The 12,092-nt window shown below is 42.3% G+C and carries 18 protein-coding genes; 4 read left to right on the forward strand and 14 right to left on the reverse strand.

Annotation, left to right across the window (positions count from 1 at the left end):
* Positions 1-58: 58 nt before the first annotated feature.
* From SKC38_RS00865 to SKC38_RS00880, 4 genes are all read right to left on the reverse strand, one after another.
* Positions 59-589, reverse strand: a complete 531-nt coding sequence (locus tag SKC38_RS00865) for a DUF2911 domain-containing protein (protein WP_377974277.1) — start codon at positions 587-589, stop codon at positions 59-61.
* A 4-nt stretch (positions 590-593) separates the two neighbouring features.
* Positions 594-1,715, reverse strand: a complete 1,122-nt coding sequence (locus SKC38_RS00870; RefSeq protein WP_377974279.1) for a right-handed parallel beta-helix repeat-containing protein — start codon at positions 1,713-1,715, stop codon at positions 594-596.
* A 91-nt stretch (positions 1,716-1,806) separates the two neighbouring features.
* Entirely contained in the window at positions 1,807-2,103 is a 297-nt protein-coding gene (locus tag SKC38_RS00875; protein ID WP_377974281.1) for a hypothetical protein, read from the reverse strand.
* Complete coding sequence (locus tag SKC38_RS00880) at positions 2,100-2,468, reverse strand: DUF2200 domain-containing protein (protein WP_377974282.1); 369 nt, start codon at positions 2,466-2,468, stop codon at positions 2,100-2,102. Before SKC38_RS00880 ends, SKC38_RS00875 begins: the two co-directional genes overlap by 4 nt.
* Positions 2,469-2,643: 175 nt before the next feature.
* Between SKC38_RS00880 and SKC38_RS00885 the strand changes: the two genes are divergently transcribed.
* The gene (locus tag SKC38_RS00885) at positions 2,644-3,099 is read left to right on the forward strand and encodes a helix-turn-helix domain-containing protein (RefSeq protein WP_377974284.1); all 456 of its coding nucleotides are present in this window, start codon (positions 2,644-2,646) and stop codon (positions 3,097-3,099) included.
* Positions 3,089-3,652 carry a PIN domain-containing protein gene (locus SKC38_RS00890; protein ID WP_377974286.1) on the forward strand — a complete coding sequence of 188 codons (564 nt, stop codon included), beginning with the start codon at positions 3,089-3,091 and terminating at the stop codon, positions 3,650-3,652. The genes SKC38_RS00885 and SKC38_RS00890 overlap by 11 nt, the downstream gene beginning before the upstream one ends.
* Before the next feature lie 4 nt (positions 3,653-3,656).
* On the opposite strand, the gene SKC38_RS00895 is transcribed toward SKC38_RS00890, so the two are convergent.
* Positions 3,657-4,853 carry an FAD-dependent monooxygenase gene (locus SKC38_RS00895; RefSeq protein WP_377974288.1) on the reverse strand — a complete coding sequence of 399 codons (1,197 nt, stop codon included), beginning with the start codon at positions 4,851-4,853 and terminating at the stop codon, positions 3,657-3,659.
* 79 nt (positions 4,854-4,932) lie between these two features.
* Between SKC38_RS00895 and SKC38_RS00900 the strand changes: the two genes are divergently transcribed.
* Entirely contained in the window at positions 4,933-5,355 is a 423-nt protein-coding gene (locus SKC38_RS00900) for a VOC family protein (RefSeq protein WP_377974289.1), read from the forward strand.
* 6 nt (positions 5,356-5,361) lie between these two features.
* Here the strand turns inward: SKC38_RS00900 and SKC38_RS00905 are convergent, their stop codons facing one another.
* The gene (locus SKC38_RS00905; RefSeq protein ID WP_377974291.1) at positions 5,362-5,892 is read right to left on the reverse strand and encodes a nuclear transport factor 2 family protein; all 531 of its coding nucleotides are present in this window, start codon (positions 5,890-5,892) and stop codon (positions 5,362-5,364) included.
* A 120-nt stretch (positions 5,893-6,012) separates the two neighbouring features.
* Between SKC38_RS00905 and SKC38_RS00910 the strand changes: the two genes are divergently transcribed.
* A complete protein-coding gene (locus tag SKC38_RS00910; protein ID WP_377974293.1) occupies positions 6,013-6,822 on the forward strand; it encodes an AraC family transcriptional regulator in 810 nt (269 codons plus the stop codon).
* 20 nt (positions 6,823-6,842) lie between these two features.
* Here SKC38_RS00910 and SKC38_RS00915 read toward each other — a convergent pair whose 3' ends face one another.
* From SKC38_RS00915 to SKC38_RS00950, 8 genes are all read right to left on the reverse strand, one after another.
* The gene (locus tag SKC38_RS00915) at positions 6,843-7,199 is read right to left on the reverse strand and encodes a bleomycin resistance protein (RefSeq protein ID WP_377974295.1); all 357 of its coding nucleotides are present in this window, start codon (positions 7,197-7,199) and stop codon (positions 6,843-6,845) included.
* A gap of 9 nt (positions 7,200-7,208) precedes the next feature.
* Entirely contained in the window at positions 7,209-7,682 is a 474-nt protein-coding gene (locus tag SKC38_RS00920) for a nuclear transport factor 2 family protein (RefSeq protein ID WP_377974296.1), read from the reverse strand.
* A 6-nt stretch (positions 7,683-7,688) separates the two neighbouring features.
* A complete protein-coding gene (locus SKC38_RS00925) occupies positions 7,689-8,081 on the reverse strand; it encodes a VOC family protein (protein ID WP_377974298.1) in 393 nt (130 codons plus the stop codon).
* Between the two features lie 18 nt (positions 8,082-8,099).
* Positions 8,100-8,477, reverse strand: a complete 378-nt coding sequence (locus SKC38_RS00930) for a hypothetical protein (RefSeq protein ID WP_377974299.1) — start codon at positions 8,475-8,477, stop codon at positions 8,100-8,102.
* 9 nt (positions 8,478-8,486) lie between these two features.
* Positions 8,487-8,963, reverse strand: a complete 477-nt coding sequence (locus SKC38_RS00935) for a hypothetical protein (protein WP_377974301.1) — start codon at positions 8,961-8,963, stop codon at positions 8,487-8,489.
* Between the two features lie 16 nt (positions 8,964-8,979).
* On the reverse strand, positions 8,980-9,384 hold the full coding sequence (locus SKC38_RS00940) for a VOC family protein (protein ID WP_377974302.1): 405 nt from the start codon (positions 9,382-9,384) through the stop codon (positions 8,980-8,982).
* Between the two features lie 121 nt (positions 9,385-9,505).
* Positions 9,506-10,915: a DUF1593 domain-containing protein gene (locus tag SKC38_RS00945; protein WP_377974304.1), complete on the reverse strand. Its 1,410-nt coding sequence runs from the start codon at positions 10,913-10,915 to the stop codon at positions 9,506-9,508.
* Between the two features lie 8 nt (positions 10,916-10,923).
* Positions 10,924-12,090, reverse strand: coding sequence for an esterase (locus tag SKC38_RS00950; protein WP_377974306.1), 1,167 nt, complete (start codon positions 12,088-12,090; stop codon positions 10,924-10,926).
* Positions 12,091-12,092: the final 2 nt, after the last annotated feature.

The raw sequence follows: 12,092 nt of genomic DNA on the forward strand, positions 1-12,092 counted from the left end.
ATAAAATATCCTTTATGCTTATCGTAGCATAAAGGATATATAATCGCAACACCTAATCTTATTTTATGTTGATCGGAATTACCAATGCTTCCCAAAGTAAGGAAATTCCATTTTCCGTAATTGTGTAAACCAAGCTTTCTTGCGAAGTGTTAGCAGGCAAGGGCTTTACTGATACGACTAAAACGTCCTTTTCAGGATTTCGCGTTGTTTCTCCGCTTCTTTCAATTCCCCATTGGCCAACCTGTGAGTTGAAAATTATTTGCCATTGGCTTTCGTTCGGAATTGTGTAGATCGTGAATTTTCCGGCAGGCAATTTTTTGCCTTCTACGAGTAAATCTGCATCCGTTTCGATTTGAGTTGCCTCATTTGCTCCGGCTCTCCAAACCTTTCCAAATGGAACTAAATCTCCCCAAATCTTTCTTCCTTTGGCAGAAGGACTACCATAGGTTATCGTAATCGTTGCATTGCCTACCTTACCTGTAACGGTTTGCTTGGGACTTTGTCTTACTCTTGCTTGTTGTGCTTGAACTTGCACAAAACTTGTCAGCATTATAAATGCCAAACACATCAAATTCCATTTAGTTTTCATCGTTTTATTTAGTTAGTTTAAACAATCCTGCACCTATTTTGGCCGCTTCGCTTCCTTCTTTGGGATGTAAGAAATTCCGACTTTCTTGATTGAAATCTAATTCAATCGCTTGGTCTGTAACTTTCGTGTTGTTGAATTTCAATAAAATAGGGTCAATGTCTTTGAAGTTCAATTGAGGTCCTCCGCCCGTCCCAGTTACTTTTTTGTTCCCGGCAATTAAACTGTTATTCACTTGGTATAAAATGGGTTCCTTGGCTTTTTGTTCCACACCAGCAGCTTCTTGTTGGCCACGATCACGATCTAATTGGCTTATCCAAGCATACTGTCCATTAGCGATCACATTATTCTCAAACACAAAATCGTTTGCGATGGCAGATGTCCAAACGCCGCAACCGTATCCGCCATAAATTAAGGTATTTCGCATCACGTGGCCTGTACTTTTGCGCGACCAATAAACGATGGCTTGTTTCAAGTTGTAGAAGATACAATGGTCTACAACAATGCTGGTACCATTCGCGATAATTCCTAAATGATTGGGAGCGTTGACCTCGTCTCCGGCAAATACGCATTGCGTAATTTCCAAATCATCCAGTTTGGCATCTGGACGTGTAATAGGATATACACGAATGATTTTCCCTTTTTGAGGATGTTCGATCACGGGTGCACCCATGATTTTCAATCCTTGAATTGTCATGTGGCTTGTTTCAACCTTAAAACCATACATTCCTCCACCAAATGGATCTTTTTGGCCCATCCAATCATCAGATAATGGCATGGTGTGGATCAAAGTGGGCATACTACCTGAATTCCAATTGGGGTCATCGGGTAAAACCTCCGCTCGAATGGTTAATCTCGCTTGTTTCGTAAACGTTCGTTTGGTCGGATGGAAGGTTGAAGGCTCCATCAAAGCATAGACGCCGGAAGCTAGTAAAATCGTTATTGGATTTTCGCCTTCACTCGTATTGACTAAACGCGCAGCTGCGGGTAAGCTGCGAAGAGGGTGGTCCTGGGAGCCATCTTGACTATCATTCCCTGTATTAGGATTGACATAAATCAATTGGGTCGTTTGGGCAAATAAGCTTGGGCTCATCAATAAAGCAAGCATGCATAATCGTAGGTTTCTCATTTTCATCGGTTTTGTTCTAATGAAGAACAAAATTGAACCTTTGCATGAGTAAAAGCATGATACTTTTATACCAAATGATGATACTTTGCGATCAAATACGGTCGATGAAATAAGCCAAAAGATTCGACCATTCCTCTTCGAGTGAATAGCTCGGCCGTGTTTTCTTCGCACGTGCATACCAATAATCCGCGTTCCAAATGTCCCCTTCCTTCCGGTGTAAATAGGCATGCACCCAGGCAGAATCGCGATCACCTAGCTGATCAATGAGTGCATGCGCTTGATCCCAATCCCCTTTGGCATCGTACCAAAGGCTTTTTAAAATCGTGGAAAGCTGCGGGTCAGGTCTGTCTAAAACGAGGGATTCTTTGAAAGATTGATGATTGTTCATTTCGATGTTCGTAAGATTTTATCCATCGCTTTTCCTTTGGCTAATTCGTCGACCAATTTATCTAAATAACGAACTTGCTTTGTCAGTGGATTTTCAATTTCTTCAATGCGATATCCACAGATCAGACCCGTGATTAAATGGGCATTGGGATGTAATGTGGCTTTGGCAAAAAAGGTACTGAACAAGGCCTTTTCATCAATTAGCGCCTGCACGCCTGAGGCATCAAAACCCGTCAACCAATGAATCACTTGAAGCAGTTCCTCCTCAGTTCTGCCTTTCTTAGTGACTTTCGTAACATAATGTGGATAGACGGATGCGAAGGTCATTTTCGCAATCTTTTCGGTATGAGCGGGAGTTTCTTTCATGATTTATTAAAACTGCCAAAGGATAATGGCTAAATATCTCTAAAACAGCTTTCCAAGCAAATTAAATAAAAAGCAAGGAGCTGTACAATAGATTAAGAGGTCTCAATAAACAATATTTTCATTTATTTCGAATAATTCATATATTTCGTATAAATTCGCAAAATAATCAATCAAGATGATAGCAGAGGATAAAATAAGTAGACCAACCAAAGAGGAGCAGAGGCTTGCAAAAGAATCCTACGAAGCCTTATCTACGACTTTGGAATCGCTTCATGCGACAAATCCCGAAATAGAAATAGAGGAAACGGCAGAGAAAATCAGGGTACCATTAAAAGCCTTAAAACTTTTGGCAACAATCCTAAAAGCAACAAGTCAAGGAAAACCTATTTCCATCGTTCCCATCGCCACCGAAATGACCACCCAAGCAGCATCCGAATTATTGGGATGCTCCAGACCACATTTAATTTCTTTGCTTGAAAGTGGCGAAATACCTTTCATCAAAGTTGGCAAGCATCGTCGGATCAAATACGAAGATGTAACACAATACAAAGCCCAAATGTATGCCAAACAACGCGCGCGTATTATCGATATGATGAAAATGGATGAAGACCTTGGGCTGTATGATTCATAGTGTAAAATTCACTTGCTTTCTTGACACCAATGTCATTTATCCAATAATAACACGGGATATACTACTGTGGTTTGCCCACTTTGAATTATATACACCCAAATGGAGCCCTGACATTTTTAATGAATGGGCTGAGGTCATGCAACGGAAAAACATATCCGAAGCGGAAATTAAAAAACGAATCGAAAATGTAAATTTAGCGTTTCCGGGAGCCATCGTTTATGACTATGATTCCATTGTAGACACCCTAAATCTCCCCGACCTGAGGGACCGCCATGTATTAGCGGCAGCCATTAAATCGAATGCCGGAATTATCGTAACCAATAATTTAAAAGACTTTCCCCAGGCATATTTACAGCGCTATAATATTACAGCAAAAAATGTAGATGACTTTTTAACAGATCTCATTGACCTAAACCACGAAATCGCATTAGAGGCGTTTAAAATGATGGTTTCAAACAAGAAAAACCCTGATTTAGACGAATATCAGGTATTAAACGTTTTTCGAGAAAATGGATTAAAAGACACGGCAGACTACTTGCACGCCTTGTTATAAAATCCTATTTCCCATACTCCTCCAGCTCAATCGTATCATCCGTCGGGGACTTGTTTTTATCCGAAAACAGCTCCCCGATTTTCATCACAAACTTACTCGAAATGACATTGAGAATCGTATTCAGTAAGAATATGCCCCATTTTGTTTTGGGATGTGCCAACCAAGGCACTCCCGGAGGAAGTTTCTGAATCTTCGTCACATAAGGCCGAAAGGCTTTATCGTAGGCAGCAAATGCATCCGCATAATTTGCATGGCGAGATAATTCGCCTGCCAAAATATAGGCCCCCACGACGGACAGACTAACGCCCATGCCCGTCAAGGGCGATGGACAAAACGCCGCATCACCCGTCATGGCACAGCGGCCTTTCGACCAACGAGGCGCAATGACTTGGCTGATGGCATCAAAATACAAATCGGAGTTCTCCTCCATGGCGGCTAAGACGCGTTTGGCTTCCCAACCGGCATCTGAAAACTTATGCCGTAAAAGTTGCTTTTGCTCGTCTAGAGATAATTTTTCATAGCCCATGGGCTCCGACATAAACGAAAAGGATGCACGCGTCGTGCCCTCGTTATCCGGACGCATGACGATCACGCGCGAATTCGTTGCGTTATACCAACGAGCCCAACGGCTATCCGAGGGTCCACGTGGAATCGTAAAATAGGAGACATAAAGCCCCACAGGCTTGACGTACGGTTCATCGCCAAAAACCAATTGGCGAGTTCGCGATCGAATGCCATCCGCACAAATAACCAAATCAAAATCGCGGATTTCACCGTTTTGGAAAGTCACTTTTACACCGTCTGCATGCTCATCCAAGGCGATTATTTGATTGCCAAATAGATACTCTACATGATCTTTGGTGTGCTTGTATAATATCTTGACCAAATCACCTCGTAAAATCTCGAGTTCGGAGGTTCCTAAATTGGATTCGCCTTTCGGCAGCGCGGCCTTGATCCCATCATTTTCATCCACAAATCGGACGCCCAACTCGCCCGTATCTGCCGCGCGAATTTCCTCCTCAATGCCCATCCATTGCGCGATTTTTTGCGCGGCACCTTTAATGTCGACATTTTGGCCTCCCAAACGCAGGCTTTCTGCGCGCTCCACAATCGTAACTTCAAAACCAAAACGATTCAACCAAAAGGCTAGGGTAGGGCCAGCGATACTCGCACCAGAGATGAGGATTTTTTTGTGATTCATAAAAGCAAAGAAGGAAGATCTGCTTTTAAAAACTCAAAAGGGCGCCATAAGTTTTAAAATCATTTCATAAATTGGACTTATGCCCAATATCATCCCACACATCCACTTCAACGGCAATACTGAAGAAGCATTTGAATTTTATCGTTCCGTATTTGGCGGATCGTTCTCGCGTTTGATGCGCTTCAAGGATTTGAACAATCCCGATTTTTCATTCCCTGAAGAAGAGCAAAATAAGATCATGTTGATCCGTTTACCCATCGGTTCTTCGTTCGTTTTATCAGGAAGTGATGTGCCTAATTTTTTAGGTGTTGTGAGCGAGGAGGAGAACCGAAGCAAGATTACCATTTCCGCAGCAAGTCAAGCAGAGGCCGAGGCACTATTCAATGGCTTGTCGGCCGGCGGAACCGTAGAAATGCCATTAGACGTAGGTCCTTGGGGCGCCTATTTAGGTGCGTTTAGGGACAAATATGGGATTGAGTGGATGGTGGAGTATTCAGACTAGAAAGCTCTATTTCACCTCTTCGACTTCCCGAAAAACAAAGTTGGATGTTCGGTGCTTAATCAGCCAATTGCCTTTTTCTTTAACAAAGAGATCTTTATAGATTGTATACAGCGTTGTTTTGATTTCTTTTTCATTTTGCTTAGACACTAAGATTACGCGACAATAACTCGTTACCTCTGCATGATCCCCTAACAGCTTAATAGTTTTTTGGCCGTTTTGATGATACACCGTATGGAAGTTTTCCAAAAAAGCAGAAAAAGCATTTTTCAACTGCTCTCTACCTTGCAAAACAGTTGACGCTTGACCCTTTGCGATAGACTCGACGATACCGTCTTTAGTAAAAAGTAAAACTTGCTGATCGATTTCTTTGGTGTCAGCTAAATTAGAAAAGGTATTAAGGACAACTTCAATCGCCATACGATCTTCCATGGCAATTAATCGCTGTTCAATTGTTGATGGTTTTTCCATGTTTTGGGCAAATAATACAGTTGATGTTAAAATAAACAAACACAAGGTGCTAAAAAATGTATTTCTCATACGCGGAATTGATTTTTTACAAAACTAGCCTTCGTTAAGGATATTGTGCTGACATATATTACATTAATTATGTCACAAATTTCTTTTTTGTTACCTTAAAGTCTTAAATGAGTAAGCTCTATGCAAACAAACGCAATTCGTCTCCTTACAATTACGGACCAAAACAAAAAGATCTTACATGAAAATCTAGAGAACTATTTTACACATATTCTTTGTGAATCAGGACATGCACAATTTAGCATTGAGAATAAAAGTTATAGCCTTAAGAAAAATGAAATTGCCATTTGGTTGCCGAAGCATACTGTTTCAGAAATACGCTTATCGACCGACTTTAAAGCCTGCTGCTTGATGGTTTCGTTTGACCTGATGAGCCAAAACAATCCAGACACTCGCTGGGGCATTAAGGCCTATTTATTTTCAAAAGAACATCCTATTGTTTCATTAAGCGAAAAAGAACGTGCGATATGCTTAGAAAATTTTGCATGCATTGAGAAAAAACACGTAGACAAGGATCATACTTTTCACCAACAAATATTGGGTCATCAGCTTCAGCTATTCATACTAGATATGTGGCATATTTTTTCAAGAGAAATGGGAAAACGGACAAGCTCTATGCAGCAAGGAACCCTGTTTGAACGATTTCTTCATGAGGTCCGGCAGCATTGCATAGAAGAACGAGAAGTTTGTTTTTATGCGGATAACTTAGCGATATCCGCTAAATACTTAACAGAAATTTGTAAGAAGAGTAGCGGAAAAACTGCGTCTGATTGGATACAAAATTATACAACGCAAAGAATCATTGCCTTGTTGGAAGATAAATCATTGACCATTTCGGAAATTGCCTACATGCTTAATTTCTCCAGCCTGACATTTTTCAGTCGATACGTCCGAAAGGTCTTAGGTGTAGCTCCTAGCAAATTTCGGGAGTGATTGGGCAAATTCGCAGCGTATTAATTGGAAATTGCCTGGCCCAATGTCAGCAAATTATGATCCGGATCTAATAGACTAAACTCCTGCTGGCCCCAGGGTTTTTTCGACAAAACGCCATTCGGATGAATAGGAAAATTATTCGCGACCAATTCCTGATAAAGCGCTTCAATGTCAAGTACTCGGATATAAACCTGCCCGTAATTTTCTAACGGATTCAAGCCAGGGAATTCGAAAAAATGAATTTCAATTTCGTCCTTCTTTAGAATCAAATAATTCCCGTAGTCGGCAAGTTCTGCAAATCCTAGTCCATGCACATAATAGGCCTTCGTCCGACTTTTATCGCGCATGGGAAGTTTGGGGATGATTGTAAGTAGCATAGTCAAAAATTAATGGTCATAGCTAACGACCCTTGAAATCTTCCATGTCCCGTTTTCGTTCTTCCAAATCATCAAAAATTTAAACGTCCCCTCTTCGAGTTTCCCATTTTCAATATGCTTAAACTGGTGCTTCCCTATTTCAATCGCACCAAACCCCTGAATTGGGTGGACCTCCAAACTCCCTTCCACCAGATTCCGTTTCAGGTCATAATCTCGATTGAAAATCTGTTGGAAATTGCTAAAAACCTGATCAAAAGCAATCAACCCGCCATTGTCCTGGTACCACTCCAAATCTGTTGTGAAATAGGTTTTTAACAAGGGCAAATTTTTGGCATTATAGGCAGCAAACAAGGCGCTATCCAATTGCGCAATCTTGTTGAACAATGCTTGTTCGGTGCTTGCGACCTTTTTTTCATCGGGGTTTTGGGAGTGAGCCTCTGAAAAAATACTCAAGCAAAACAGGAGTAAAATGGATGTTTTCATTTGTTGTTAGGACATCGGTGTACAAATCTCAATCAAAAATCCATCCAAATCGCGAACAAATCCAACGATTTGTCCCCAGGGTTTTTCTTTGGCCTCCTCACATAAAGTCGCTCCCGACGCAAGGGCTTGTTTCATGGTTTCCGAAACATCATCCGTTGTAAATCCAATTTCAATTCCCAGTGGCCTTTCGTGGATTTTACTCTCGATAAATCCATCGGATAGATTAGAGGCCGCTAATGTTTTGGACGCAAAGGATAGCGTTGTATCGCCCGTATTAACTTCTCCATAGGAATTATCCGGAGTGATAAACTTGACCTTAAATCCGAATGCCTGTTCATAAAATTGAACGGTTTTCGAGACGTCTTCGACATATAGGATTGTGTAAGCGAATTTGATCATAAGGTCTGTGTAAAATGATTATTTCCCTACCTGATTGATGGGGCGAAAGCGTAATGCACTCCAAGTTTCATCGATGGAAATTGCTGAAACAGTCGTGATGCCAAATTCCTCAACGGTCATTCGAATGCTGTCTCGGTTGATGTTTGATTTCAGGTTAGAGGTTCCTTTGGGATAGGCAATCCAAAAAACGCTATCTGGCACAATGTGTTTGAGTCCATCATTCAGAAAGTGGGTTAACTCATCCTTATCCGAAACGAAAACAAGCGTGTTTGTACTTGGGGCCGAATTGAACTCCATTTTACATCCATTTGCAAAAAATGCGTCCGCAAGGTCCTTGGGTGCTTGAATGACGATTCCATCGCCTTTGAATCGGAGTTTTTTGAGAATGTCTTGCATGGTAATTAATTAGCAACCGCCCTTAGCCTGGACACGCTTATATAAAAGTTTAGCGCCTTGTGTCACGTAAGTAGGCGAGAGAATCGCAAAGGCATATTTAGGCGCTTTCGAAACGTGATGACTTTTGATGTTGATTTGATCGTTCACCTGTAGGTCTCGCAATGCATCAAATTCCTGATCCACTTCTCCTCCAAAAGTAAGAATATAATCGTCTCCTTGGATGTTGACCATAATCCCAAAACCGAGGCTAGAACCTTCCGGGAGCGTAAGCGAAGTAACCACACCCACAAGAGAGGCATTACCGCGAATAGCCCGATTGATTTTGACAGCTCCGGCATGCACTTTTTTGCCCGCAGGTGACGCTTCCCATTTCGTGAACTGAATTCCATCGGGAGAATCCCGCCAGGTTTTCAATGCAGTCTTATTTTCAGGGTTTGCCAATAGTGAACCGCTCGCTAAAATCAACATTAAAATACCTTTTTTCATCATTCGTTTTTTATCACTATGCCGGCAACTTCGACATATCCATGTGAAATATCTCCCAGGTATGCCCGTCGAAATCCTCAATCGTACGTTGGACCATAAAACCATAATCGCGCATTTCATTGGGTTCGATACCGCCCGCACCTAAGCCACTATCCACGACTTGGTTGACTTCTTCTATGCTATCCATGGACAAGGAAAGCAAGGCTGCTATCGATGATTTCGTATCGGCAATCGGCTTTTTAGTAAAGCTCGAAAACTTCTCATGCGAAAGAATCATCAGAAAAATATTATCCGACCAAACCATGCATTTGCCACTTTCGTCGGAGAACTGCGGATTATTCTTGAAGCCCAAAGCCGTGTAAAATGCCATTGATTTTTCTGGATCTTGCACCGCAAGGTTGATAAAGATTTGATTCGCCATGTTTGTTTAAAAAGGTTTTTTTAAAGATAAAGAAAATAGGTTAAATACGACGAATTAGAGCTCGAATCAAAACAAAAAGAGGCCAAGTTCGACCTCTATTTGTTTCTTAACACCCCTATAATTAACGAGGCAATACCGTCACAATCACGCGCTGATAGCGAGTTAAAGCAGGTGTCCCTTTATCCGTCACTTGCAAAATAAAATGAATCGTTTTGGGACTATCTACCTGAGGAGCTGTAATCGGCAAACGATACAAATTAGGCGAATAGGGTCTCGTGCTGATATATCCCGGATAGGTCCCCGCCTCTTTGTATTGAAACCACAAATAACTCATGGAATCCCCATCGGGATCAATCGTCCCCTCCGCATTTAAGAAAAACTCCTCGCCAGATTTCACCGTAAATGCCGACGGATGTGCCGTTTTAACCACAGGAGGGTGATTAACGTCCTTGTACGCTTTTGTTGTCCAATCGATTCGCGCCGCAAAATCATGTTGGACAGCGGTACGCCAACGCCAAATAGTGGCCAAATTACTTTTATAGGCCTGCTTATCTACACCGCGAAGCGAATCCTCCGCATTGGTCCAAATAGCTCTTGTTTCGGGTTCGTCTTTTGGCCAATTTTCCCGTTTAAATCCTCCGGAATTGGAGTCTCTAAAGGCAGGTAGATAATGTTCATACCGTCCTCCCCAACCTCCATAATTAGGAAATTGCGCATTGTTTAATCCATTCTCAATCAATCCCAAATAAGCAGGCGTATCGCCTTCCATTCCATACGCCACATCCGGATATAATGCTCCTAAAGGTCCATGGCCTTGTTGGATGTTGTGGGCCAACCACTCATTGGAAACGGATTCCAAATCAGAACCCGGCGCCTTCGCCGACATCCCCAGCCAGGTGGCGTAGGAATAACTATAACCCGGCGTTACAACAAAAAAGATATCCGGGAAATTCTTTCGTATCCAAGGGCCAGAATCATCTTGATCCGAAATCGTATAGATTCGAACTTTTTGATAAATTTTAGCTGCCTGCTCGGCCGACAAAGTTGACTTAATTTTAAATAAGGCTTGTGCCAAGGTATTTGGCCCTCCCCAAATGCTAAACCAAATAGGTCTTTCGTCCGGCTTCATCAATTGGTCTACAATCCAATTAGATCCCTCCGAATCGTGATTCGCCCCTACACCTTGCATCCCATAAACGGGAAGACCCTTTTTAACCAATTTGCTTAGGTGTTCATGGCTCGGAAAGCCTTTCTCGTGCAAGATTAAATTAGGATAAACCTTTTTATAAGCATCCAAGACTTTGTGAATCGATGCGGGAAACACGCTTGTTTTTTGATGGATCGACGTCGTCGCCACCAAACCTTCAATATCCCATTGATTGCTGTACAACAAAAAGCGTATCAAGGATTGCGTATCATCTGGATCCGCCTCAATATCCGTTAAAACAATCACGCGTTTTTTTTCTTGCTGTGCATGAGAAAGCGTAATGCTCCAGCCAACAAAAAACAAAGTAAAGAGTATGTATTTCATAGCTGGGCTTATTTAAAACACAATTGCGAAAATTCCTTCAAGTACATCCGCCACGAATTCCAGTCATGCGTCCCCTCATTCTCACGATAGCTATACTTCAACCCAACTTCATCATACAAGGCACGCAACTTCACGCCGCTATCATATAAGAAATCGTGGTTACCCATGCCTATCCAATATACCTTCGGTTGGCTCGCCTGAACCGCTTTTAATTGCGCCACATGGGCTGCCTTGTCGTAGGTATTTGGCCCACGCAATGCAGAAGAAAACAAGCCCATACTCATGACCCCAATGTATTTGAACATGGTTGGATGTGCATTCGTGATGTTTTGGGTTTGATAACCTCCCATCGAAAATCCCGTAATCGCGCGGTGATTCGCATCTGAAATCACACGGTAATTTTGCTCGATGTAAGGAATCACATCTGCCACCAAACTCTTCTCAAACACCCCTGATGCCATCGACCCAATTCCCGGTGCCAAAGTCTTATTCATCGCTTGCGGTCTGCTCAGTGGCGCTCCTGGCGTATTGGGATTTCCATTCGTAATCACCACAATCATCGGCTCCGCTTTACCAGCGGCAATTAAATTATCCAAGATGTAATTTGCCCGTCCCCGACTTAACCAAACTTCCTCGTCTCCGCCACCGCCGTGCAATAAATACATCACCGGATACTTTTTCTTTCCTTTTTCATAACCCGCTGGCGTGTAAATATTCATCTTGCGTTCCATTCCAATGCTTGGTGAATTATACCAAACCGAAGTCATTGTCCCATGCGGAACTTGCTTGGTGTCATACACATCTGCCTCCGCACCCGGAACAAAAAAAGCACCTTGTATCCACGCACCATCCCGCGTCACCAAACTCGAATTGGGATCCAATGCCGGTATACCATCCACAATAAATTCATACTCATACATGTCGGACGGCATAGGTCCCACCTTCACTTCAAATATCGAATCCTTTTTAATCATCGGCAGCATATTGCCTAATGCCCGCGGCCAGGTTCCTGAAACAGATACCTTTTGCGCATCGGGTGCCTTAATTCGAAATATGACGGAATTGTCGGCTTGAACATCCGTTGACACGAGCGTACTCGGTCTACGTTGGGCTGAAGCGAATTGGCATAAAAGCAAACTCACCCCAACTAACATCATTTTTTTCATCGTATCCATAG

The organism is Aquirufa echingensis (assembly GCF_042714525.1).
GTDB lineage: Bacteria > Bacteroidota > Bacteroidia > Cytophagales > Spirosomataceae > Aquirufa > Aquirufa echingensis.

Coding starts and splice junctions, on each gene's coding strand:
- SKC38_RS00865 (WP_377974277.1), bottom strand. CDS start 589: ATGAAAACTAAATGGAATTTGATGTGTTTGGCATTTATAATGCTGACA.
- SKC38_RS00870 (WP_377974279.1), bottom strand. CDS start 1,715: ATGAGAAACCTACGATTATGCATGCTTGCTTTATTGATGAGCCCAAGC.
- SKC38_RS00875 (WP_377974281.1), bottom strand. CDS start 2,103: ATGAACAATCATCAATCTTTCAAAGAATCCCTCGTTTTAGACAGACCT.
- SKC38_RS00880 (WP_377974282.1), bottom strand. CDS start 2,468: ATGAAAGAAACTCCCGCTCATACCGAAAAGATTGCGAAAATGACCTTC.
- SKC38_RS00885 (WP_377974284.1), top strand. CDS start 2,644: ATGATAGCAGAGGATAAAATAAGTAGACCAACCAAAGAGGAGCAGAGG.
- SKC38_RS00890 (WP_377974286.1), top strand. CDS start 3,089: ATGATTCATAGTGTAAAATTCACTTGCTTTCTTGACACCAATGTCATT.
- SKC38_RS00895 (WP_377974288.1), bottom strand. CDS start 4,853: ATGAATCACAAAAAAATCCTCATCTCTGGTGCGAGTATCGCTGGCCCT.
- SKC38_RS00900 (WP_377974289.1), top strand. CDS start 4,933: ATGCCCAATATCATCCCACACATCCACTTCAACGGCAATACTGAAGAA.
- SKC38_RS00905 (WP_377974291.1), bottom strand. CDS start 5,892: ATGAGAAATACATTTTTTAGCACCTTGTGTTTGTTTATTTTAACATCA.
- SKC38_RS00910 (WP_377974293.1), top strand. CDS start 6,013: ATGCAAACAAACGCAATTCGTCTCCTTACAATTACGGACCAAAACAAA.
- SKC38_RS00915 (WP_377974295.1), bottom strand. CDS start 7,199: ATGCTACTTACAATCATCCCCAAACTTCCCATGCGCGATAAAAGTCGG.
- SKC38_RS00920 (WP_377974296.1), bottom strand. CDS start 7,682: ATGAAAACATCCATTTTACTCCTGTTTTGCTTGAGTATTTTTTCAGAG.
- SKC38_RS00925 (WP_377974298.1), bottom strand. CDS start 8,081: ATGATCAAATTCGCTTACACAATCCTATATGTCGAAGACGTCTCGAAA.
- SKC38_RS00930 (WP_377974299.1), bottom strand. CDS start 8,477: ATGCAAGACATTCTCAAAAAACTCCGATTCAAAGGCGATGGAATCGTC.
- SKC38_RS00935 (WP_377974301.1), bottom strand. CDS start 8,963: ATGAAAAAAGGTATTTTAATGTTGATTTTAGCGAGCGGTTCACTATTG.
- SKC38_RS00940 (WP_377974302.1), bottom strand. CDS start 9,384: ATGGCGAATCAAATCTTTATCAACCTTGCGGTGCAAGATCCAGAAAAA.
- SKC38_RS00945 (WP_377974304.1), bottom strand. CDS start 10,915: ATGAAATACATACTCTTTACTTTGTTTTTTGTTGGCTGGAGCATTACG.
- SKC38_RS00950 (WP_377974306.1), bottom strand. CDS start 12,090: ATGGATACGATGAAAAAAATGATGTTAGTTGGGGTGAGTTTGCTTTTA.